The sequence below is a fragment of the Streptomyces sp. NPDC049970 genome (assembly GCF_040660235.1).
GTDB lineage: Bacteria > Actinomycetota > Actinomycetes > Streptomycetales > Streptomycetaceae > Streptomyces.
In genome coordinates, this window is the sequence record NZ_JBFALP010000001.1 from 189,324 (window position 1) to 211,596 (window position 22,273).

Below are 22,273 nucleotides of genomic sequence, written 5' to 3' on the forward strand. Positions count from 1 at the left end.
GCGGCGTGGGTTGATGGAGGCACGGACAGCCTGACGCTGAGAGGGTGCGCACCCATGGCCAAGCAGAACGTGTCGGAACAGTTCGTCGACATCCTCGTGCGGGCGGGGGTCAAACGGCTGTACGGCGTCGTCGGCGACAGCCTCAACCCCGTCGTCGACGCCGTCCGGCGCAACGGCGCCATCGAGTGGGTCCAGGTCAGGCACGAGGAGACGGCGGCGTTCGCGGCCGGAGCCGAGGCGCAGATCACCGGCACGCTCGCCGCGTGTGCCGGTTCGTGCGGCCCCGGCAACCTCCACCTGATCAACGGCCTCTACGACGCCCACCGCTCCATGGCCCCGGTGCTCGCGCTGGCCTCCCACATCCCTTCCGGGGAGATCGGCCTGGGCTACTTCCAGGAGACCCATCCGGAGCTGCTCTTCCAGGAGTGCAGCCACTACAACGAGATGATCTCCAACCCGCAGCAGATGCCCCGTCTGCTCCAGACGGCCATCCAGCACGCCATCGGCCGGGGCGGGGTCAGCGTCGTCTCGATGCCCGGTGACGTCGCCTCCCGGCCGGCCCCGGAGAAGTCCGTCGAGCACGCCCTCGTCACCTCGCGGCCCTCCGTACGGCCCGGTGACGAGGAGATCGACAAGCTCTGCCGCATGATCGACAAGGCCAAACGGGTGACGCTGTTCTGCGGCAGTGGAACGGCGGGCGCACACGCCGAGGTGATGGAGTTCGCCGAGCTGGTGAAGGCCCCGGTCGGCCACGCTCTGCGGGGCAAGGAGTGGATCCAGTACGACAACCCGTACGACGTGGGCATGAGCGGGCTGCTGGGCTACGGCGCCGCCTACGAGGCCACCAACGAATGCGATCTGCTGATCCTGCTCGGCACGGACTTCCCGTACAACGCGTTCCTCCCGACCGACGTGAAGATCGTCCAGGTCGACGTACGCCCCGAACGCCTGGGCCGGCGGTCCAAACTCGACCTCGCGGTCTGGGGCGATGTGCGCGAGACGCTGCGGTGCCTGATCCCGCGGGTGAAGGTCAAGACCGACCGCAAGTTCCTGGACCGGATGCTGAAGAAGCACGCCGACGCGCTGGAGGGCGTCGTCAAGGCGTACACCCGCAAGGTCGACAAGCACGTGCCGATCCACCCCGAGTACGTCGCCTCGGTGCTCGACGAACTCGCGGACGACGACGCCGTGTTCACCGTGGACACCGGCATGTGCAACGTGTGGGCGGCGCGCTACCTCACGCCCAACGGCAGGCGCAGGGTGATTGGGTCGTTCAGCCACGGCTCGATGGCCAACGCTCTGCCGCAGGCGATCGGGGCGCAGTTCACCGACCGGAACCGGCAGGTCGTGTCGATGTCCGGCGACGGCGGGTTCACCATGCTGATGGGCGACTTCCTCACGCTCGTCCAGTACGACCTGCCGGTGAAGGTCGTCCTCTTCAACAACTCCTCGCTCGGCATGGTCGAGCTGGAGATGCTGGTGGGGGGACTGCCGTCGTTCGGCACCACCAACAAGAACCCCGACTTCGCCGCCGTCGCCAGGGCCGCCGGGGCCTACGGGGTGCGCGTGGAGAAGCCCAAACAGCTCGAGAGCGCGCTCAAGGCCGCCTTCAAGCACAAGGGGCCCGCGCTCGTCGACGTGGTCACCGACCCGAACGCCCTGTCCATCCCGCCCAAGATCAGCGCTGACATGGTCACCGGCTTCGCACTGTCGGCAAGCAAGATCGTGCTGGACGGCGGAGTCGGCCGGATGCTCCAGATGGCCCGCTCCAACATCCGCAACATGCCGCGCCCCTGAGCGCGGCACGGGGCGAGGACCCCGTCTCCGGCAAGCCCCTGATGTTCGCCGTCGGCCGGGCACCGCGCGCGGGCTCACATCAGCCGTAGTGTCCCGGGCTCGGTCCGGTCCGTGATGATCTCGACCAACTGGTCGAAGAGGGTAGGGCCCCGGCCCGCCCGGGCCTCGGCTAGTTCGCGCTCGAGGCCCGCCCTGCCGGTGGGGTGCACCCGGGGGAGCAGGCGCTCCAGCCGGCGGGCGGTCTCCGCGTGCCCCAACGCGTCGGCGGACTGGGCGTGGTCACGCCACTCGATGACGAAGGAGCCGTCCCCGGGGGTGCCGAAACCGCCGCCGAGGCAGTCGGCGAAGGCATCGAGATTGCGGCCGAAGTAGCCGCCGGGGCCGTTCACCGCCTCGCCGACAGCATCCCAGAAGCTGTCCAGGCCGGTGATCCCGGAGCCGTCGATCACATAGGTCACGGTCATGCGTGGAGCGTACAAGCGCGTTCTCTCCGGATGCCGGATGCCGGATGCCGGATGCCTGCCTCCGGTCGACGGCCCCGGGGCCCGCGCCGCAGGTGGGGGACTGCGGCGCGGACCGGACCGTGGAGGGCGGATCAGCAGCCGTGGTCGACCAGGTCGAAGGACTCGTAGTGGTCGGCGGTGTAGTAGTCCTCCTCGGTCTCCTCACCCGTCACGATCCGGCGGGCACCGCGGTCCGAAGAACCGGGCGTGATGACCGTGTACTCGTGGTAGTACCCCGTGCTCCGGCTGGGCAGCACTGCCTCCCGGTTCTGGAAGACGGTGCCGTCCTGGTCGTACGGGAACGGGCCGCCCGCATCGATGAGGTCGAGCGTGTCGTGCGCCTGGGAAGGCAGTGCGGAGTAGCAGACACTGCCGACCGCGGTGGTCGAGGGGGCCGTCGCGGCCGATGCCGAGACCGGGCCCGAGACGAAGAGGACGGACAGGAGGGCGGCGACGCCGCCGAGCGTGGTGATCCGTGGGGGGATTCGCATGTCCACCATGATGACGCGCGTAGATCCCCATCCGTCAACGGCAACTCATGTGAATTTTTTGGAAGTTAACCGCAAGTACGAAAACGTGACGCGGTGGTCGAACGTCGGGTCTTGCGCGGCCGTGTGTTCATCTGTTGACGCCCGGAATAGCTTGACCGCTCGCCGACGGGGCATGCATCGGGTGCGAGCGTTCGAGACCTGACGGAGTGAAGCGGATCAGAAGGGGGCCGATTCATCGTGCGTACGGGGGACATGACGAAACGACGGGAGAGCCCGCCGGCGCGGCTGCATCGGAGACTGGGCCACGCGGATCTGTCCGCGGTGGGGGAGATACGCGGTGCGCTGAGGGAGTTCCTGCGCTACCGGCGGCGTCCGGAGGACACCGACGTGGCGGAGCTCCTGCTCAGCGAGCTGGTGACGAACGCGCTCATCCACACCCGCAACGGGGCCGTGGTCACCGTGACCTCCGTGCCCGCTCGCCTGCGCGTCGAGGTGCGTGACTTCATGACGGGGCAGGAGCCCGCGCCGTACGTACCGAACGCCGACGACGGTACGCACGGCAGGGGACTGCTCCTCGTCCAGAGCCTGGCGGACTCCTGGGGAGTCACGGTCCAGGCGCTGGGCAAGGTGGTCTGGTTCGAGCTGAGTGGCGCGCGGGCCTGACGCTCAGCCGAACTGCTGCTCCAGGTCCTTGAGCTTCTGCTCCAGCGAGTCGAGCCGGGGCAGGGCCTGGGTGTCGTCCTCGGCGGTGAGGTCGACGGTCGCGGGGTCACCGCTCGTGGTCTGTGCCGAAGTACTCCTGGAGTTCGATCGGTTCACGGCTTGCAGGGATGGCCGGGGTCGCAGAGGCAGTTGTCCCTGCTCTGTTATGGCGGGCTCCGCGGCAGCCGGTGGGCCGCCACCCGCCGCGGGGGCGATGGCCTGCACGTCCACCACCTGGCGGCCGGTCCGGCCGCCGCGCCCCCAGACCCGGTTCTGCCGGTTCAGGGCCTTGATCTGTGCCCGGTCCAGCTTCGCCTGGTCCCTTCTGCGGTGCCGGTTCTGTTCGTTCTCCCGGCGGTCCTCTCGGACCTCGTCCACCGCCTCGTCCAGGCTGCGTACGCCCTCGAGGAGCATCAGCGACCAGGCGCCGAAGGTCTCCCTGGGTGCGCGCAGCCACCGTACGATCCGGATCTGCGGGAGTGGACGGGGCACCAGGCCCTGCTCGCGCAGCGCGGCCCGGCGGGTCTGTTTCAGCGCGCGGTCGAACAGCACCGCGGCCGACAGCGACATCCCCGCGAAGAAGTGCGGAGCGCCCGCGTGGTCCAGGCCGCGCGGTGCGTGTACCCAGTTGAACCAGGCGGCCGCACCCGCGAACGTCCAGACCAGCAGTCGTGAGCCCAGCGCCGCGTCACCGTGGCTGGCCTCGCGTACGGCGAGTACCGAACAGAACATCGCGGCCCCGTCGAGGCCGAAGGGGACGAGGTACTCCCAGCCGCCGGAGAGGCTGAGGTTCTGCCGGCCGAAGCCGACGAGCCCGTGGAAGGACAGGGCGGCGGCGACCGCGGCACAGCAGAACAGCAGGACGTACGAGGCGGTGGCGTAGAGCGCCTCCTTGCGCCTTCGGCGGTCCTCGCTCCGTTCCCAGTTGTCGTCGGCCTGGGCCTTCCCAGCGGCGCGCTTGCCGCGCGCGACCACCGTCACCGCCGCCATGACCCCCACGAGCAGCACGGCGCCCGGAAGCAGCCAGTCAAGCGATATGTCGGTCAGTCTCATGCACGGTCCCTTGCGTCACGTAGGGCGTTTCGGACGCCATCGTGACGGAAGTACCGTCCCTCACAGACGAATTCGGGGCAAGTGAATGCCATCGGGGAGTCCGGGCTCATCATTGGGTGGAATCTTCTCGAACGCACTGTGAGGGAAGTCGAGTTGTGTTCGAATTCCGGTCGCCCGCCCGGGTGGTGTAAGCCCACGAAGGGCTCAGGCCGCGGCCGCCAGTCGGTGGACGCGGTCCTCGTCACAGGTGCGCGGGCAGGTGACGCAGGTGTCCTCCGGGCGCAGCGTGTAGAAGAGGCAGCAGCTCGCCCTGTCCCGGGTGGGGAGCGACTCGCCTGCCGGGCCTGTCAGTTCGCGGAAACCGGCCGTGCCCACGTACGGCTTGGTGGTGCCCGGCAGCAGCTGCTCCAGCTCGGTCATCGCCCGGCCCTCCTCGCCCAGGAGGTGGGCGACGTACCAGAGGCCCTCGACGATCTCGTCCGTCGCCATGCCCCACAGGGCGCGCTTGCCGCGCCGCATGCGAGGCCCGAATCCGTCGAGCACCGGGCCGATGTGCTGCGCGACGGCGTCGCGGACCTCGGCCCGCAGCGCCGCCTCGTCAGGAACGACCCGGGCACCGGGCAGGGCTGCGGCCGGGTCGTCGGGGAGGCAGGCGAACTCGTCCACCCGGAGCGCCAGACGGCCCAGCCCCCGGTGGAAGGACACGTCGGCCACGGGGATCCGCGGCACCCGGCGGTGGAGGAACCACGGGAGGGTCACCAGGAGGCAGGCGGGCCAGGCGTAGCGGTGCAGGCCGAAGCTCGCCACCACGTCCGGGCGGGCCCGGATGCCGTAGTCCCGCAGCACCTGCGCCTCGTCCCAGGCCAGGAAGTCGTCCAGTGCCGCGCCGCCCTCGGCGAGGTCCGCCGCTCCGACCCATCCGGTCCCCGAGGGTGCCGGTGCGCCGTCGGTGAGGACCTCGGCGCGCAGCCCGGGGAAGACCTCGGTCAGGCGTTCGTACGACACGGTCAGCGGAGACGGGGCGGTCGTGGGGAGCAGGGCGGGCACGGTCATGCGGGGACCACCGAATCACGATCATTGACAGGTAAGCCTTACCTTACCCGATCGATCGATATGTGAACCAGGGCCCACTCCGCCTATCGTGCACAGGTGGTCCGGCGCGCGCGAGCCGGTCCGTAGGCCCGAGGAGGTCCCGTGGAGCAGGGCAGAGCGTGGGACGACGTACACCCGTACCCGTCCGCAGGCATCCGGCCTGATCTCCGTGTGCCCGAACAGGCTCGCGGCGAGCACACCCACGGCGAGCCCGCCGCGCCCCGTACGGTGCGGCGCCACTCCGTACGCGGGCAGGTCCTGGACGCCCTGCGTGCCGCCCTCGCCGGCGGGGAGCTGACCCCGGGGGAGGTCTACTCCGCCCCCGCGCTCGGTGCGCGCTTCGGCGTGTCCGCCACGCCCGTGCGTGAGGCGATGCAGCGGCTGGCCGTCGAGGGCGCCGTCGAGGTCGTCCCCAACCGCGGCTTCCGGGTCAGCGAGCGGGGCCCACGCGATCTGGCCGAGCTCGCCGAGGTGCGCGCCCTGGTCGAGGTACCCGTCATCCTGCGGCTCGCCCGCACGGTCCCGGCCGGCGGCTGGTGCGCGCTGCGCCCGCTGGCCGACGCCACGGTCGCGGCGGCAGCGGCCGGCGACCGGGCGGGTTACGCGGACAGCGACCGCGCCTTCCACCGCGCCGTGCTCGGGTTGTCCGGCAACCAGCAGCTCGTGCGGGTCGCCGACGACCTGCACCGCCGGGCCCAGTGGCCGCTGGTCAGCGGTCCGTCCGGCCGCCGGGCGGACCTCCTCGCGGACGCCTCGGAGCACACCGCGCTCCTCGACGCGCTGATCGCCCGCGACCTCACGGCGGTCCGGTCCCTCGTGCGCGAGCACTTCGACGGCGTGGACGTGTGAGTCCCGGCACCGTCGCGGGTGCCGGGTGCCGGGTGCCGGGGCCGCGGGCCGTCGCGTTCCCGCCCCGGCCGGCGGCTCAGTTCGCCCCGACGGTCTCCGGGTCCGGCGGCTCCAGACGTGGCGCCAGCCAGGTGGGTACGCCGCCGAGCAGCCGGAACAGCCGGCCTGCCTCGGCGCGCAGCCGGGCGGCGGCCTCGGGTTCGGACTCGGCGTCGGCGAGCGAGATGAGCGCCGGGGCCGTGCCGACGAGGTAGCCCAGCTCCTCCCTTATCCGCAGTGACTCGGCGAAGCCGTGCCGCGCCTCGGCCAGCTCGCCCTCCCGCAGGGCGAGCGAGGCGAGGTGGCGCCAGGTGGAGGAGAGCAGGAGTTCGTCTCCCCTGGCCGCGGCTCCGGCGTGCGCCCTGCGGTAGGCGGCCCGGGCGGACTGCGGGGAGTCGGCGATGTTCTGGGCGATCAGCCCCCGCCGGAAGTCCAGCAGGGGACGGCCGGGCGCGGCGGGGGAGAGCAGTGCCGCCGCCCTGCTGAGTGCCACGCTGGCCTCGTCGGCCCGGTCGCGCGCCCCGAGCAGCGTCGAGGCGTAGGCGAGGTAGCCGCGCTCGCAGGCGGCTGCCCCGCGCTCGGAGTCGTCGTGGGCGAGCGCCTCCGCGGTGCGCAACGCGTCCTCGGCGTCGGTCCAGCCCGCACCGGTGTAGAGGCACCGCTCGGTCAGCAGCGAGGTCCGTTGGAGCGCGGCGGCGGGGTCGGTGGCCGCGTGGGGTTCGAGCAGTGCGGCCGCGTCCGTCCAACAGGCTCGTGAGCGCAGCCGCCATACCGCTGTCTGGAGCGGCGGATCGTCATCTGCTGTCGTTCCGGAACCAGACATGGCGGTATGCGCCACGTTGCCCTCCCCGAGCGCGCCGTCGAGCTGTGGAGGCCGACCGGCAAGTGCCGGTCGGCCAGGGTCTGCGCGCATCTCAGCACGGAATGGCACGCCGGGCCAAGGGGTGGGATCAATGTCAGGTGAAAGATTTCACAATCGCCTGGAGCGGTGCCGGGCCCTGACGGGCCCCGGAAGTCAGCTCATCCGCAGGGCGAGGAAGAAGTCGAGCTTGTCCTCCAGGCGCGAAAGGTCACGACCCGTCAACTGCTCGATACGTCCGACGCGATAGCGCAGCGTGTTGACGTGCAGGTGCAGCCTGGCCGCGCAGCGGGTCCAGGAGCCGTCGCAGTCGAGGAAGGCCTCCAGAGTCTCCATCAGCTCCGCGCGGTGGCGCCGGTCGTAGTCGCGGAGCGGGTCCAGGAGGCGCGCGGTGAAGGCGCGGCGGACGTCGTCCGGCACGAAGGGCAGCAGCAGGACGTGCGAGGCCAGCTCGTGGTGGCCGGCCGCGCAGACCGGGCCCGGCCGGGCCGCCGCCACCCGGCGTGCGTGCCGGGCCTCCTCCAGGGCTCCGCGCAGCCCTTCGGCGGAGTGCACGGCGGCGCTGACACCCAGGGTCAGGCGGCCGTCGTCCGCGAGGCCGGCGGAGAGCGGCGCGCGGACGCTGTCCAGCAGGGCGTCGGCGTGCAGCGCGGGGTCCTGCCGCTCCGTGGCGTCCTCTCCGTCCGCCTCGACGGAGGGGTCCGTCCCGCCGTCGCCGCCCGAAGGAGCGAGCGCGCTCAGCGGCACGAGGGCGATGGCCTCCTCACCCGTGTGCGCCACGGCGATCCGGTCCGCCGAGTCGGGGCCGGTCACCGCGGGATCGACCAGGACCTCCTCCAGCAGGGCCTGCGCGGCCTGCCCGCCCGAGAGCTCCGCGTCCCCGGCCGACCACTCGACCCGGGCCACCACGACCTGCCAGTGCGGGGCCGTCCCGAGGCCGGGCAGCAGGACCGGGGCCGCGACCCGGAGCCTGGCGGCGATCTCGGCCGGGGCGGCGCCCGTCTGGACCAGCTCCAGGACCTCCTGGGCGAGCCTTCGGCGTACGGACCTGGCGGCGTCGCGGCGGTCCCGCTCCACCGCGATCAGCTGGGTCACGCCCTGGAGCAGGTCCAGCCGGGCGGCCGGCCAGTCGCTCGCGTCGGCCTCGACGGCCAGCAGCCAGTCCGAGAGCACCGACTCGCGCACGTCGCGGGACGGGACCGGAGCGGCACCCCGGCCGGTGTTCCGGATCGGGAAGAGCGAATAGGCCGTGCCGCCCACCTCCGCCCGGTGCGGTCCCCGGCGGCCGGTGCGCGTCGCCGCGAGGTGCTGACCGGCCAGCTCCGCGCCGACGCGAGGGGGCAGCGGCTCGCCCGCCCCGGCGATCCGGCGGCCGGTGGGGGAGAGGACCCAGGCGCGCAGGTCGAGGTCCGAGGTGAGCAGTTCGAGCACCACCTCGGGGCCGCCGCCCGCCGGGCCCGAGGTCATCAGCCGGCGGTGCCGGTCCACGACGGCCGCCAGGTCGCCGGCCCGCTCGCCGGAGACCTGGCGCACCACGTGCTCGGTGATCATTGCGAAAGCGACGGTCTCGTGCACGGCGAAGAGCGGCAGCCGGTGCCGCAGGCACGCCTCGACCAGATCGTCGGGGATGTCCCCCAGCTCTGCCTCACCCGCGGCCAGCCCCGCGACCCCGGCCCCCGCCAGGATGCGTACGAAGGGCTCGGAGTCCCCGGCGTCCCGCCGCCACGCCAGACCCGTGAGCACCAGCTCACCGCCGGACAGGTAGCGGCTGGGGTCGCGCAGGTCGGTCGTCATGACGCCGCGGACCGAACGGTCCAGCTCGTCCTCGCCGCCGAGCAGCCGCAGGCCCAGCGCGTCGGTGTCCAGCAGTGCGCGCAGCCGCATCGTCGATTGCCGCCGATCTCTTCGTTGGTGCGGGGGAGACGGGGGGTGCCTGTGAATTGCGGTGAGGCCACCGGTACCCGCCATTCGTTCGAATCTACAAGACGGGAACGGGGACCAGCCAATTCCTTCATGGTTTCGGTGACTGCACCGAGTGGAGCAAGGCTTGTGTACTGGGCCACACACCGCGTCAAACAACACAGGAACGACCAGACAAGGGCCGGCCGCACCCCGCCCCCAGCCGAACGACCCGATTGAGAAGAAGAGAGCCACTCATGGACTTCCTTCGCCCCGCCAGCTGGGAGGAGGCGCTCGCCGCCAAGGCCGAGCACCCGACGGCTGTGCCCATCGCGGGTGGCACCGACGTCATGGTCGAGATCAACTTCGACCACCGGCGGCCCGAACACCTCATGGACCTGAACCGCATCGGTGAGCTGTCCGAGTGGCAGGTCGGCCCGGACGCCGTACGCCTCGGCGCGTCCGTGCCGTACAGCGCCGTCATGGAGAACCTGCGGGCCGAGCTGCCCGGTCTCGCCCTCGCCTCGCACACCGTCGCCTCGCCGCAGATCCGCAACCGCGGCGGCGTCGGCGGCAACCTGGGCACCGCCTCACCCGCGGGCGACGCCCACCCGGCACTGCTCGCCGCGGGGGCCGAGGTCGAGGCCGCGTCCGTACGGGGGACGCGGATGATCCCGATCGACGACTTCTACACCGGGGTCAAGCGCAACGCCCTCGCCCCGGACGAGCTGATCCGGGCCGTGCACATCAAGAAGGCCGACGGCCCCCAGCAGTACTCGAAGGTCGGCACCCGCAACGCGATGGTCATCGCCGTCTGCGCCTTCGGCCTCGCACTGCACCCCGAGACCCGCACGGTGCGCACCGGCATCGGCAGCGCGGCACCGACCCCGGTACGGGCCAGGGAGGCCGAGGACTTCCTGAACGCCGCGCTGGAGGAGGGCGGGTTCTGGGAGAGCGGCAAGATCATCACCCCCTCCGTCGCCAAGCAGTTCGCCCAGCTCGCCGCCGGGGCCTGCAACCCCATCGACGACGTACGGGGCACCGCTGCCTACCGCAGGCACGCCGTCGGCATCATGGCCCGCCGCACGCTGGGCTGGACCTGGGAGCAGTACCGCGGAGCGGGCCGCACCCTCGAAGGAGCTGCTTAACCATGCGAGTGAATTTCACGGTCAACGGCCGGAAGCAGGAAGCCGACGACGTCTGGGAGGGCGAGTCCCTCCTGTACGTCCTGCGTGAGCGCATGGGCCTCCCCGGCTCCAAGAACGCCTGTGAACAGGGTGAATGCGGCTCCTGTACGGTCCGTCTCGACGGCGTGCCCGTCTGTTCCTGCCTCGTCGCGGCCGGCCAGGCGGAAGGCCGCGAGATCGTCACCGTCGAAGGGCTGGCGGACTACGCCAGGCACCGCGACGACTCCCACCCCGGCAGCGGCTGCGCCGCGGGCGCCTGCGGCACCTCGATCGACGCCGCCCAGCGCTGGCAGGCCAGGCCCACCGACGCGCGGAGCGCCGACGCCGCGGACCTCTCGCCGGTCCAGCAGGCGTTCATCGACGCGGGAGCCGTGCAGTGCGGCTTCTGCACCCCCGGCCTGCTGGTCGCCGCGGACGAGCTGCTGGAGACCCACCCCTCGCCGTCCGACCAGGACATCCGCGAGGCGCTCTCCGGCAACCTCTGCCGGTGCACCGGTTACGAGAAGATCCTCGACGCGGTCCGCCTCGCGGCCGCCCGTCAGGAAGAGGCGGTCCGATAGCCATGACGCTGCACCCACGAGCCGCGTCCGTACCGGCCGGCACCCCCACCAAGATCACCCAGGGCTCCGAGACCCGGGGCGGTATCGGCGAGTCCACCCTGCGCCCCGACGGCACCCTCAAGGTCACCGGCGAGTTCGCGTACTCCTCGGACATGTGGCACGAGGACATGCTGTGGGGACACACGCTCCGGTCCACGGTCGCGCACGCCGAGATCCGGTCGATCGACATCGGCGAGGCGGTCGCCACACCCGGTGTCTACGCCGTGCTGACCTACGACGACCTGCCCGCCGAGATGAAGAACTACGGGCTGGAGATCCAGGACACCCCCGTACTCGCCCACGGCAAGGTCCGCCACCACGGCGAACCCGTGGCGCTCGTCGCCGCAGACCACCCCGAGACCGCGCGCCGCGCCGCCGCCAAGATCCGGATCGACTACGCCGAACTGCCGGTCGTCACGGACGAGGCGTCCGCGACAGCGCCGGACGCGGTGCTGATCCACGAGGGCCGCGACGACCACCACATCGGACACGTGCCGCACCCCAACATCGTCCACCGCCAGCCCGTCGTCCGCGGCGACGCCGACGCCGCCGCCGCGCGGGCCGACGTGATCATCACCGGCGACTACGTCTTCGGCATGCAGGACCAGGCCTTCCTCGGCCCCGAGTCCGGCCTCGCCGTGCCGTCCGAGGACGGGGGCGTCGAGCTGTACGTGGCCACCCAGTGGCTGCACTCCGACCTCCGCCAGATCGCCCCGGTCCTCGGCCTCCCCGAGGACAAGATCCGGATGACGCTCTCCGGCGTCGGCGGTGCCTTCGGCGGGCGCGAGGACCTGTCGATGCAGATCCACGCCTGCCTGCTGGCGCTGCGCACCGGCAAGCCCGTCAAGATGGTCTACAACCGATTCGAGTCCTTCTTCGGCCACGTCCACCGGCACCCGGCGAAGCTGCACTACGAGCACGGGGCCACCAAGGACGGCAAGCTCACCCACATGAAGTGCCGGATCGTCCTGGACGGCGGCGCCTACGCCTCCGCCTCCCCGGCCGTCGTCGGCAACGCCTCCTCCCTCGCGGTCGGGCCGTACGCGGTCGAGGACGTCGACATCGAGGCGATCGCCCTCTACTCCAACAACCCGCCCTGCGGCGCCATGCGCGGCTTCGGCGCGGTCCAGGCCTGCTTCGCCTACGAGGCGCAGATGGACAAGCTCGCCGCGGCCCTGGACATGGACCCGGTCGAACTCAGGCAGCTGAACGCCATGGAGCAGGGCACCCTGCTCCCCACCGGCCAGCCCGTCGACTCGCCGGCCCCGGTCGCCGAACTGCTCCGCCGCGTCAAGGCCAGGCCCATGCCGCCCGAGCAGCAGTGGCTCTCGGCCGGCGCGGAAGGCACTGCCGTCGACGTACGCGCGCTGCCCGGCGGCCTGTCCAACACCACCCACGGCGAGGGCGTCGTCCGAGGCGTCGGGTACGCCGTCGGCCTGAAGAACGTCGGCTTCTCCGAGGGCTTCGACGACTACTCCACCGCCCGGGTGCGCATGGAGGTCATCAACGGCGAGCCGGTCGCCACCGTGCACACCGCGATGGCCGAGGTCGGGCAGGGCGGCGTCACCGTCCACGCCCAGATCGCCCGTACCGAGCTCGGGGTCAACCAGGTCACCATCCACCCGGCGGACACCCAGGTCGGCTCGGCCGGCTCCACGTCCGCGTCCCGTCAGACGTACGTCACCGGCGGCGCCGTCAAGAACTCCTGCGAGGCGGTCAGGGAACGGGTACTGGAGATCGGCCGCCGCAAGTTCGGCACCTACCACCCGGCCTGGGCCACCGCCGAACTCCTCCTGGAGGGCGGCAAGGTCGTCACCGACGGCGGCGAGGTGCTCGCCTCGCTCGCCGACGTACTGGAGGACGAGAGCGTCGACGTCGAGCTGGAGTGGCGCCACCGGCCCACCGAGGCCTTCGACCTGCGCACCGGACAGGGCAACGGCCACGTCCAGTACTCCTTCGCCGCGCACCGCGCGGTCGTCGAGGTCGACACCGAGCTCGGCCTGGTCAAGGTCATCGAACTGGCCTGTGCCCAGGACGTCGGCAAGGCACTCAACCCGCTGTCGGTCGAGGGCCAGATCCAGGGCGGCACCACCCAGGGGCTGGGGGTCGCCGTCATGGAGGAGATCATCGTCGACCCGAAGACCGCGAAGGTGCGCAACCCGTCCTTCACCGACTACCTGATCCCCACCATCCTCGACACCCCGACCATCCCGGTCGACGTGCTCGAACTCGCCGACGACCACGCCCCGTACGGGCTGCGAGGCATCGGCGAGGCCCCGACCCTGTCGTCCACCCCGGCCGTCCTCGCGGCGATCCGGAACGCGACGGGTCTGGAGCTCAACAGGACACCGGTGCGCCCCGAGCACATCACCGGGACCTGACGGCTCATCAAGACCCTCCGGGCGGTGCGTACCTGCCGTGAACGTCACACTTCCCCGCACCGCACCGTCCGGAGCCATCGCACGACCGCACCATCTGCACGAAGAGTTCGCCTCGGGCCGTCCCCCGGGTCGTGCGCCTCGCAGTCATCCCAAATCCCGCAATCACCAAAGCTCCACGCGGGTGCCCCTGTGAACCTTGGGAGTCAGGCAACATGACCCAGCAGTCAGTGGAACCCAGGACGGGCGCGGAGGACGCGGGCCCCGGCTCGCGCGTCCCCGCCGGACGGTCCTGGCTCGACCGGTACTTCCACATATCCGAACGCGGATCGACCGTCGCACGCGAAGTGCGCGGTGGCGTCACGACCTTCATGGCCATGGCGTACATCCTCCTGCTCAACCCGCTCATCCTCGGCGGCAAGGACGTCGACGGCCAACTGCTCGGCCAGTCCGGCCTCATCACCGCCACCGCCCTCGCGGCGGCGGCCACCACCCTGCTGATGGGCTTCGTCGGCAAGGTGCCCCTCGCGCTCGCCGCCGGACTGAGCGTCTCCGGCGTGCTCGCGTCCCAGGTCGCGCCCGCCATGACCTGGCCGCAGGCCATGGGCATGTGCGTGGTCTACGGCGTGGTGATCTGCCTGCTGGTCGTCACCGGCCTCCGCGAGCTGATCATGAACGCCATCCCGCTGGCCCTGAAGCACGGCATCACCATCGGGATCGGCCTCTTCATCGCCCTCATCGGCCTCTTCAAGGCCGGCTTCGTCCACCAGGGCGAGGCGACACCCCTCTCCCTCGGCCCGGCCGGTGAACTCGCCGGCTGGCCGGTGCTCGTCTTCGCCGTGACGCTTCTGCTGATCTTCATGCTGCAGGCGCGCAACGTCCCCGGCGCGATCCTGATCGGCATCGTCGTCGGCACCCTGGCGGCGATCGTCGTCAACGCGGTCGGCGACATCGACCCGAAGGCCTGGAGCAGCGGCCCGCCCGAGCTGAGCGGCAGCGCGGTCTCCTCACCGGACTTCTCGCTCTTCGGCGACGTCGAGTTCGGCGGCTGGGGCGACGTCGGCGTGATGACCGTCGGCATGATCGTCTTCACCCTCGTGCTGGCCGGCTTCTTCGACGCCATGGCCACCATCATCGGGGTCGGCACGGAGGCGAAGCTCGCCGACGACAAGGGCCGGATGCCCGGCCTGTCCAAGGCGCTGTTCATCGACGGTGCCGGCGGAGCGATCGGCGGTGTCGCCGGAGGCTCCGGCCAGACCGTGTTCGTCGAGTCGGCGACCGGGGTCGGCGAGGGGGCCCGCACCGGACTCGCGTCCGTCGTCACCGGTCTCTTCTTCGCCGCCTGCCTCTTCTTCACCCCGCTCACGGCGATCGTGCCGGCCGAGGTGGCCTCCGCCGCCCTGGTCGTCATCGGCGCCATGATGATGCAGAACGCCCGGCACGTGGACTGGGCGGACCGCTCGGTCGCCGTCCCGGTCTTCCTGACCGTCGTCCTGATGCCGTTCACCTACACCATCACCACCGGTGTCGCCGCGGGCGTCATCTCGTACTCGGCCATCAAGCTCGCCCAGGGCAGGGCCCGCGAGGTCGGCGTCTTCATGTGGGTGCTGACCGCGGTCTTCGTCGTCTACTTCGCCCTCCACCCCATCGAGAGCTGGCTGGGCGTCAACTGACGTCCCCGCGAACTCCGCACCTCAGTCCTAAGGAGACACGCCATGCTGGACATCGCCGAAGAGCTCCACCGGTGGGTCGGGCAGGGACGCGCGTTCGCCGTCGCCACCGTGGTGGCGGTCGGCGGCAGCGCGCCCCGGCAGCCGGGGGCCGCCCTCGCTGTGGACAGCGACGGCACGGCCATCGGATCGGTCTCCGGCGGATGTGTGGAGGGCGCGGTGTACGAACTGTGCCGGCAGGCCCTCGAAGACGGCACCACCGTGCGCGAGCGCTTCGGCTACAGCGACGACGACGCCTTCGCGGTCGGTCTGACCTGCGGCGGCGTCATCGACGTCCTGGTGACACCGGTGCGCGCGGACGACCCCGCGCGCCCGGTGTTCGCCGCCGCGTTCGCCGCCGCGGCGGAGGGCCGGGCGGCAGCGGTCGCCCGGGTCACCGAAGGGCCCGCCGGCCTGCTCGGCCGGCCCCTGCTCGTCCACCGCGACGGTACGTACGAAGGCGGCCTCGGCGGCCACCCCGACCTCGACCGTACGGCCGCCGCGGAGGCCCGGGCGATGCTCGACGCCGGCCGCACCGGACAGATCACGGTCGGCGCCGAGGGCTCCCGCTGCGGCAGCCCACTGACCCTGCTCGTCGAATCGAGCGTCCCGCCGCCCCGGATGATCGTATTCGGGGCCATCGACTTCGCCGCCGCCCTGGTGAGGGCCGGCCGCTTCCTCGGCTACCACGTCACCGTCTGCGACGCCCGGCCCGTCTTCGCGACGGCCGCACGCTTCCCGGACGCCCACGAGATCGTCGTCGACTGGCCGCACCGCTACCTCGCCGCCACGGACGTGGACGCGCGGACCGTGCTCTGCGTCCTCACACACGACGCCAAGTTCGATGTCCCGCTACTGGAGCTGGCGTTGCGGCTGCCGGTCGCCTACGTCGGCGCGATGGGCTCGCGCCGCACCCACCTGGAACGCAACGACCGGCTGCGCGAGGCGGGTGTCACCGAACACCAACTGGGCGCGCTGCACTCGCCGATCGGGCTGGACCTCGGAGCCCGTACACCGGAGGAGACAGCCCTCTCCATCGCCGCCGAGATCGTCGCCGACCGGCGCGGAGGCAGCGGCCTGCCGCTGAAGGGCGCCCACACCCCGATCCACCACGAGTCCGGACGGCCACTCGCCTCGGTGGCCTGAAGCGGGCCAGGCACGCCGGACCGGAGCGGGCGGGTTGCCGCCACGGCGGTTTCACGCCAGGGGGGAAGCGGTCGGGGCCCCGGTTTTACCGGTAGATCAGCTGCATGACATTTTCCCTCTCCTCCGCTTCCGGCCGGGCGAGATCCGCTCGCGCGGGACGCAGGGCCCTGCTCATAGCGACCTCGGTCGCCCTCGTGAGCGGTGTCATGCTCCCCGCGGCGGGTTCCGCCGCCGCCGCTCCCGAGCCGCCCACCGCCCGGGACCGTCACGGTTCCGAGGTCCACGACCACGACATCACGCTCCTCACCGGTGACGTCGTCCACTACTCGGACGGCCCGGGCGACCAGGACACCGTCACCGTCGAGCGCCCCGACGGCGCGAAGGGCGGCGTGCACGTCCAGCAGGCCGGGAAGGACGTCTACGTCATCCCCGACGAGGCGGCCTCCCTGCTCGCCGCGGGCAAGCTGGACCGCCGGCTGTTCAACGTCTCGACCCTGGTCGCGATGGGGTACGACGACCGGCGCTCGCCCGGTATCCCGCTGATCGCCACCTACCCCGCGGACGGCACCCGTTCGCTGCCCGCCGCCCCGGAGGGCAGCAGCGCGGTCCGACGCCTGGAATCGGTCCACGGCGCGGCGCTGAAGGCCGACAAGGACGAGGCCCGGGCCTTCTGGAACGGCATCTCCCGTACGCAGAAGAGCCGTTCACTGGACAGCGGCATCGTCAAGCTCTGGCTCGACGGCAAGGCCGAGGCCTCGCTCAAGGACTCCGTGCCACAGGTCGACGCGCCCCAGGCCTGGGCCGCCGGCTTCGACGGCAAGGGCACCACGGTCGCCGTACTGGACACCGGTATCGACGCCGACCACCCGGACGTCAAGGACCGCGTCAAGCTGTCCAGGAGCTTCGTGCCGGGTGAGGAGGTCGACGACAGGAACGGCCACGGCACCCACGTCGCCTCCACCATCGCCGGTTCGGGCGCGGCGTCGGACGGTGTCAACAAGGGCGTCGCACCGGGTGCGGACCTGATCGTCGGCAAGGTCCTCAGCGACGAGGGGTCCGGAGCGGACTCCGGCATCATCGAGGCCATGGAGTGGGCGAAGGCCGAAGGCGCCGACGTCGTCTCCATGAGCCTGGGCTCCAGCATCCCGGACGACGGCACCGACCCGATGGCGCAGGCCGTGGACGCGCTGTCCGCCGACGGCGGCCCGCTGTTCGTGGTCGCCGCGGGCAACGCCTACGGCGCGGGCACCATCGGATCGCCCGGCTCGGCGGAGAAGGCACTCACCATCGCTGCCGTCGACAAGAAGGACGGCCGCGCGGACTTCTCCTCCATGGGTCCGCTCGTGCGCTCCTACGGTCTGAAGCCCGACCTGTCCGCCCCCGGTGTCGACATCAACGCCGCGGCCTCGCAGTCGGTCCCCGGCATCGAGGGCATGTACCAGCAGATGTCCGGTACGTCGATGGCGACCCCGCATGTCGCGGGCGCCGCAGCCATCCTGAAGCAGCGTCACCCCGACTGGTCCGGGCAGCGCGTCAAGGACGCGCTGATGAGCACGTCCAAGGAGCTCCCCGACCGCACGCCGTACGAGCAGGGCACCGGCCGGCTGGATGTGAAGGCCGCCGTCGACACGGTGATCGAGGCCACCGGCTCCGTCGAGGTCGCGTCGTACGACTGGCCGCACAGCGCGTCCGACCCGGTCGCCGAGCGGACCATCACCTACCGCAACACGGGTGACAAGGACGTGACGCTCGACCTGTCCACCGGCACCGACGCCGAGGCGTACACCCTCTCGGACTCCTCCCTGACCGTCCCGGCCGGGTCCACCGCCGAGGCCGTCCTCTCGCTCGACCCGGCGAAGGCGGCGAGCGGCACGCTGTTCTCCGGGCAGGTCGTCGCCCAGGACGCGGCGGGCGCGACCGTCGCCCACACCGGCTTCGCACTCAACAAGGAGCAGGAGCTCTACGACCTGACGATCCGTCTGCGTGACCGCGCCGGGGCGCCGATGGACGGCAACGTCGTGTTCGCCGCGCTCGGCGACACGCAGCTCGGAGTCGTCCCGGTCTCCGGTGAGACCACCCTGCGCCTGCCACCGGGCAACTACACCGCGTGGACCTCGGCGGACGTCGACGGCGACCGGGCCGACTCCAAGGCCGTGGCGTTCCTGGCGGCCCCCGAGACGATCCTGGACAAGGCCACCACGGTCACGCTCGACGCGTCCAAGGCCCGCAGGATCGGGGTGCGCACCCCGAAGGAGACCGAGACGCGCCAGCTGCGCTACGACATGGCCCGCACATCCCCCGAGGGCGTCGTCCAGCGTGACGCGTACCAGATCCCGCTGACCTACGACCAGCTGTGGGCGAGCCCGACGAAGAAGGTCACCCAGGGCGACTTCAGCTTCCTCACCCGCTGGCGCCAGGGCGAGGAGCTGGTGGGCCTCACGGCCGACGGCGACGACGTTCCCGTCACGGTGCAGCAGGGCTCGCTCGTCGCAGAGGACAGCCGGCAGAAGCTGACCGCCGTCTTCGCGGGGAACGGCGCCGCGTCGGACTTCGAGGGCCGCAGCGCCAAGGGCAAGGCGGTCGTGGTCACCCGGAGCGACGCCGTACCGCCCGCCGACCGGCTGGCCAACGCGCAGGCCGCCGGCGCCAAGGCGCTGTTCGTCGTCAACGACCGCCGTGGTGTCGCCATGGAGAGCTACGCGCCCTACGGCGAACAGACCGCCATACCGGTCGCGTCGGCGCAGAGCATCGCGGGCGAGTCGCTGATCAAGGCGGCGCAGCGCGGCAGGAAGCTCACCGTCGACCAGCGCAAGTTCGCCTCGTACGTCTATGACCTGGTGGACCGTCACGACGGGACGATCCCGGACCGTTCGCTGACCTTCGCTCCCTCGACCCGGCAGCTGGCGAAGGTGGAGAACACCTTCTACGGCCACAAGGAGACCCTGGGCGGCGGCTACCGCTACGACATCCCGGACTACGGCCCCGGCCTCGGCTTCGAGGAGTACGAGAAGTTCCCGGGCACCCGCACCGAATGGGTCAACCCGCTCCCCGGCGAATCCTTCTGGTACGAGAACCACTCCGTGCCGAACGCCGAGGGGACGGACACCGCGTACGAGATGCGCAGCGCGGAACTGGACTACACCGCGGGCCGCACCTACCGCGCGGACTGGTTCGCACCGGTCACCGGGCCCCGCCTCGGCACCGGCTACTGGGGGCCGTTCCGCACCTCGTACAACGACGTCCAGTTCAACATCACGCCGTGGACCGACTCGGGCGAGGGCCACGCCGGCTCGATGCCCGCCGACGAGTACGACACCACCGCGTACGCCTTCTACCAGGGCGACACGCTGATCAAGAAGGGCGCGGGCCGGGCCGGTAACGCCTGGGACCTCCCGGCCGGGAAGCTGGCCTACCGGCTCGTTATCGACTCCGCGCGGGACGAGGCCACCTGGAAGACCTCGACCCGGACGCACACGGAGTGGAACTTCCTCTCCGGCGCCCTGCCCGAGGGCACCGAGCAGGCCGACATCCCGCTGCTCCAGCTCGACTACGACGTGGACACCGACCTGGCCGGTGACGTCAGGGCGGGCAGGCCGGTCGAGGTCGGCGTCGAGTCCGGCACCCAGGCGTGGCTGGACGGCGCGGTGAAGGCGGACAAGGCCTCGCTGTCGGTCAGCTACGACGAGGGCGGGACCTGGAGCGCGGTCGAGCTGCGCAAGGGCGCGTCCGGCAAGTGGACCGCGAAGCTGCGGACACCTGCCCGGGGAGCGTCCTCGGTCTCCCTCAAGGCACACACCGAGGGCCCCGGTGGCCTGTCCGTCGACCAGGAGATCATCAAGGCCTTCGGCCTGAAGTGACCCACTGAGAAGGGCCGATCGAGGTGGTTCCGCATCCCGCGTGGGGTGCGGAACCACCTCGCTGTTCCGGCCGGCTCCACCGGCCGCGGGGCAGCCTTCAGGACCTGCGCCGCGCGATCGTGTACTTCGACCAGTCGCCCCGGTGCCTGTCGCACCGGGACGCGTCCTTCATCGCGAGCCGTTGGCAGCGGGTGCCCTTCTGGGTGAGTGCCCCGCATTTCGACTGTGTACGAGCCATGTGCGTCCGCCCCCCGGTCCTGCCGGCCGGATGCCGGCAGGACCCAGGATCACCCGGGACCGGGTCCCGGGGAAGGCGCACCCGGGCCGACCGGATGTGCTCCGGAGCGCACGGGCGGCGGGGTGGCGCCGTCGGACCGTGGCGTTCCGCTTCTCGGCGGCCACGGTTCCCGGACGGCCCCGGCTCCCGCCCCACCGGGTCAGCGACCCGACTGCAGTGCCGCCCAGGTGTCGGGGCCCACGCTGCCGTCCGACGACAGGCCGCGTGCGCTCTGGTAGCCGCGTACGGCCGTGTCCGTCGCCGTGCCGAAGGTCCCGTCGACGGACACGGTCCTGCCCAGCGCCGCCGTCAGCGCCCGCTGCAACCGCTTCACGGCGTCGCCGGAACCGCCCTTGGCCAGGGTCGGGGTGGTGCCGGCGGAGAGCAGCGCGGTCCAGGTCTTCGCGCCGACCACGCCGTCGGCGGAGAGCCCGCGTGCGGTCTGGAAGGCCTGGACGGCGCCCTTGGTGGCGGAGCCGAAGGCACCGTCCACGGCGCCCGCCTCGTACCCCTGCTGGTTGAGCAGCGTCTGGACGGCCTTGACCTGGGCACCGGCCGAGCCCGTCTTCTGCGTCGTGTACGAGGCGAAGGTCAGGGCGTCGCTGCCACTGCCGCTGCCCGATCCGCCGACCAGCTGCATGTAGTAGGTCCAGTTCCAGTTGGCGCCCGGGTCGGTGTGGTCGTTCCCGGGGGCCTCGCTGTGCCCGATCACGTGCGACCGGTCCTTGGGGATGCCGTACCGCTCGCAGAGGGATGCGGTGAGCGCGGCCGAGGAGCGGTACATCGGGTCGGTGAACCACGACGGGTCGTCGACGAAGCCCTCGTGCTCGATGCCGAGGGACGAGGCGTTGGCGCTCTTCGCGTGGTAGGCGGTGTCCTTGTCGCGCACCATCTGGGTGATCTGGCCGTCGGAGGAGCGGACGACGTAGTGGGAGCTCACCTGGGACGTCGCGTTCTGGAACCAGCTGATGGTCCCGGCGTACGAGCCCTGGGTGACGTGGACGACCACCTTGTCCACCGTCGCGGTGCGTCCCGTCGCGTAGTTGGCGGAGTTGGCCGCCACCCAGAGGGCCGGGGGGTAGTCGGGGCTCTGCGCCGTGACGTCGGCCTTCGCCAGGGGACCCTTCTCGGGTGCGACCGGGCGTGAGGTGACCGAGACCCGCTCGCCGCCGGGGACGGTCGCCCGCACGCCCTCGGCGAGGAAGGTGTAGACGGTGTCCGCGTAGAGGGCGGCGACGGAGCCCTCGGCGGCGCTGTAGCGGGCCACGGCCGGGTACCAGGCGTTGATGTCGGCGCGTTCGGCCTTGTCCAGGCCCAGCGCGTCGGCGTGGCTCCGGAGCACGGCTGCGCCGCCCAGGATGTTGGTCCGGGTGTCCTCGCGCAGGTCGGCGGTGGACTCGCCCGTCAGCGCGGCGGCCTTCTCCAGGGAGTGGTTGGCCGGGTTGCTGGCGAGGTGCATCACGCCGTAGCCGTTGTCCTGGCTGGGGGTCCCGGCGTGTCCGTCCAGGTGCGTCTCGCCGTAGCCGACGGCCGCGAGCAGGTCGCGGGGTACGCCGAACTCCTGGGCGGCCCGGGCGAAGGCCGTGTTCATCGGGGTGCTGCCGGTGGGGGCGGCGATCGCCGGGTGGCCGGTTGCGAGGAGGACGGTGGTGGTGAGAGAGGCCAGAACGGCTGCGCGGCCACGGGTGTGGCCTGCGGGGCGTCGGGGCATACCTGCTCCTGGTTCGTGGGGGAGAGGGACCGCCGGGCCGGGGTGGGGTGGCCGGGGGCCTGTCGAGCTCGCACAGGCTATCGATCTGTTCGGGGCATGACAACGGAATCGCGGCGTGTCCAAAT

Annotated in this window: 16 protein-coding genes; 9 read left to right on the forward strand and 7 right to left on the reverse strand. The window is 71.6% G+C overall.

All coding sequences use genetic code 11. From position 1 onward, the window contains the following. The first annotated feature begins 54 nt into the window (after nucleotides 1–54). The gene (locus tag AB0I83_RS00770) at nucleotides 55–1,797 is read left to right on the forward strand and encodes a pyruvate dehydrogenase (RefSeq protein WP_363303081.1); all 1,743 of its coding nucleotides are present in this window, start codon (nucleotides 55–57) and stop codon (nucleotides 1,795–1,797) included. A gap of 74 nt (nucleotides 1,798–1,871) precedes the next feature. On the opposite strand, the gene AB0I83_RS00775 is transcribed toward AB0I83_RS00770, so the two are convergent. Further along, nucleotides 1,872–2,261, reverse strand: a complete 390-nt coding sequence (locus AB0I83_RS00775) for a barstar family protein (RefSeq protein ID WP_356844238.1) — start codon at nucleotides 2,259–2,261, stop codon at nucleotides 1,872–1,874. Nucleotides 2,262–2,392: 131 nt separating this feature from the next. Next, nucleotides 2,393–2,791 carry a ribonuclease gene (locus AB0I83_RS00780; RefSeq protein WP_363303082.1) on the reverse strand — a complete coding sequence of 133 codons (399 nt, stop codon included), beginning with the start codon at nucleotides 2,789–2,791 and terminating at the stop codon, nucleotides 2,393–2,395. 252 nt (nucleotides 2,792–3,043) lie between these two features. Here AB0I83_RS00780 and AB0I83_RS00785 point away from each other — a divergent pair, with 252 nt between their 5' ends. Then, nucleotides 3,044–3,454: an ATP-binding protein gene (locus AB0I83_RS00785; RefSeq protein WP_356844240.1), complete on the forward strand. Its 411-nt coding sequence runs from the start codon at nucleotides 3,044–3,046 to the stop codon at nucleotides 3,452–3,454. A gap of 3 nt (nucleotides 3,455–3,457) precedes the next feature. Here the strand turns inward: AB0I83_RS00785 and AB0I83_RS00790 are convergent, their stop codons facing one another. Together AB0I83_RS00790 and AB0I83_RS00795 are read right to left on the reverse strand one after the other, a co-directional pair. Further along, the gene (locus AB0I83_RS00790; RefSeq protein ID WP_356537168.1) at nucleotides 3,458–4,546 is read right to left on the reverse strand and encodes a DUF2637 domain-containing protein; all 1,089 of its coding nucleotides are present in this window, start codon (nucleotides 4,544–4,546) and stop codon (nucleotides 3,458–3,460) included. A gap of 204 nt (nucleotides 4,547–4,750) precedes the next feature. Further along, the gene (locus AB0I83_RS00795) at nucleotides 4,751–5,599 is read right to left on the reverse strand and encodes a (2Fe-2S)-binding protein (protein WP_363303083.1); all 849 of its coding nucleotides are present in this window, start codon (nucleotides 5,597–5,599) and stop codon (nucleotides 4,751–4,753) included. Between the two features lie 141 nt (nucleotides 5,600–5,740). Here AB0I83_RS00795 and AB0I83_RS00800 point away from each other — a divergent pair, with 141 nt between their 5' ends. Next, nucleotides 5,741–6,487: a GntR family transcriptional regulator gene (locus AB0I83_RS00800; RefSeq protein WP_363303084.1), complete on the forward strand. Its 747-nt coding sequence runs from the start codon at nucleotides 5,741–5,743 to the stop codon at nucleotides 6,485–6,487. Nucleotides 6,488–6,563: 76 nt separating this feature from the next. Here AB0I83_RS00800 and AB0I83_RS00805 read toward each other — a convergent pair whose 3' ends face one another. Together AB0I83_RS00805 and AB0I83_RS00810 are read right to left on the reverse strand one after the other, a co-directional pair. Continuing rightward, entirely contained in the window at nucleotides 6,564–7,349 is a 786-nt protein-coding gene (locus AB0I83_RS00805) for a hypothetical protein (RefSeq protein ID WP_363303429.1), read from the reverse strand. Nucleotides 7,350–7,541: 192 nt separating this feature from the next. After that, on the reverse strand, nucleotides 7,542–9,269 hold the full coding sequence (locus AB0I83_RS00810; protein ID WP_363303085.1) for a PucR family transcriptional regulator ligand-binding domain-containing protein: 1,728 nt from the start codon (nucleotides 9,267–9,269) through the stop codon (nucleotides 7,542–7,544). A gap of 272 nt (nucleotides 9,270–9,541) precedes the next feature. Here AB0I83_RS00810 and AB0I83_RS00815 point away from each other — a divergent pair, with 272 nt between their 5' ends. The 6 genes from AB0I83_RS00815 (at nucleotide 9,542) to AB0I83_RS00840 (ending at nucleotide 20,160) form a co-directional block, all read left to right on the forward strand. Then, nucleotides 9,542–10,432: a xanthine dehydrogenase family protein subunit M gene (locus AB0I83_RS00815; protein WP_356531628.1), complete on the forward strand. Its 891-nt coding sequence runs from the start codon at nucleotides 9,542–9,544 to the stop codon at nucleotides 10,430–10,432. 2 nt (nucleotides 10,433–10,434) lie between these two features. Next, on the forward strand, nucleotides 10,435–11,031 hold the full coding sequence (locus AB0I83_RS00820) for a (2Fe-2S)-binding protein (RefSeq protein ID WP_356531629.1): 597 nt from the start codon (nucleotides 10,435–10,437) through the stop codon (nucleotides 11,029–11,031). 2 nt (nucleotides 11,032–11,033) lie between these two features. Next, nucleotides 11,034–13,451, forward strand: coding sequence for a molybdopterin cofactor-binding domain-containing protein (locus AB0I83_RS00825; protein ID WP_356531631.1), 2,418 nt, complete (start codon nucleotides 11,034–11,036; stop codon nucleotides 13,449–13,451). Nucleotides 13,452–13,663: 212 nt separating this feature from the next. Next, a complete protein-coding gene (locus tag AB0I83_RS00830; protein WP_356531633.1) occupies nucleotides 13,664–15,121 on the forward strand; it encodes an NCS2 family permease in 1,458 nt (485 codons plus the stop codon). Between the two features lie 42 nt (nucleotides 15,122–15,163). Further along, nucleotides 15,164–16,303: an XdhC/CoxI family protein gene (locus AB0I83_RS00835; protein WP_363303087.1), complete on the forward strand. Its 1,140-nt coding sequence runs from the start codon at nucleotides 15,164–15,166 to the stop codon at nucleotides 16,301–16,303. Between the two features lie 206 nt (nucleotides 16,304–16,509). Beyond that, nucleotides 16,510–20,160, forward strand: a complete 3,651-nt coding sequence (locus AB0I83_RS00840) for a S8 family serine peptidase (RefSeq protein WP_363303430.1) — start codon at nucleotides 16,510–16,512, stop codon at nucleotides 20,158–20,160. A 437-nt stretch (nucleotides 20,161–20,597) separates the two neighbouring features. On the opposite strand, the gene AB0I83_RS00845 is transcribed toward AB0I83_RS00840, so the two are convergent. After that, nucleotides 20,598–22,148, reverse strand: coding sequence for a peptidoglycan-binding protein (locus tag AB0I83_RS00845; protein WP_363303088.1), 1,551 nt, complete (start codon nucleotides 22,146–22,148; stop codon nucleotides 20,598–20,600). Nucleotides 22,149–22,273 lie beyond the last annotated feature (125 nt).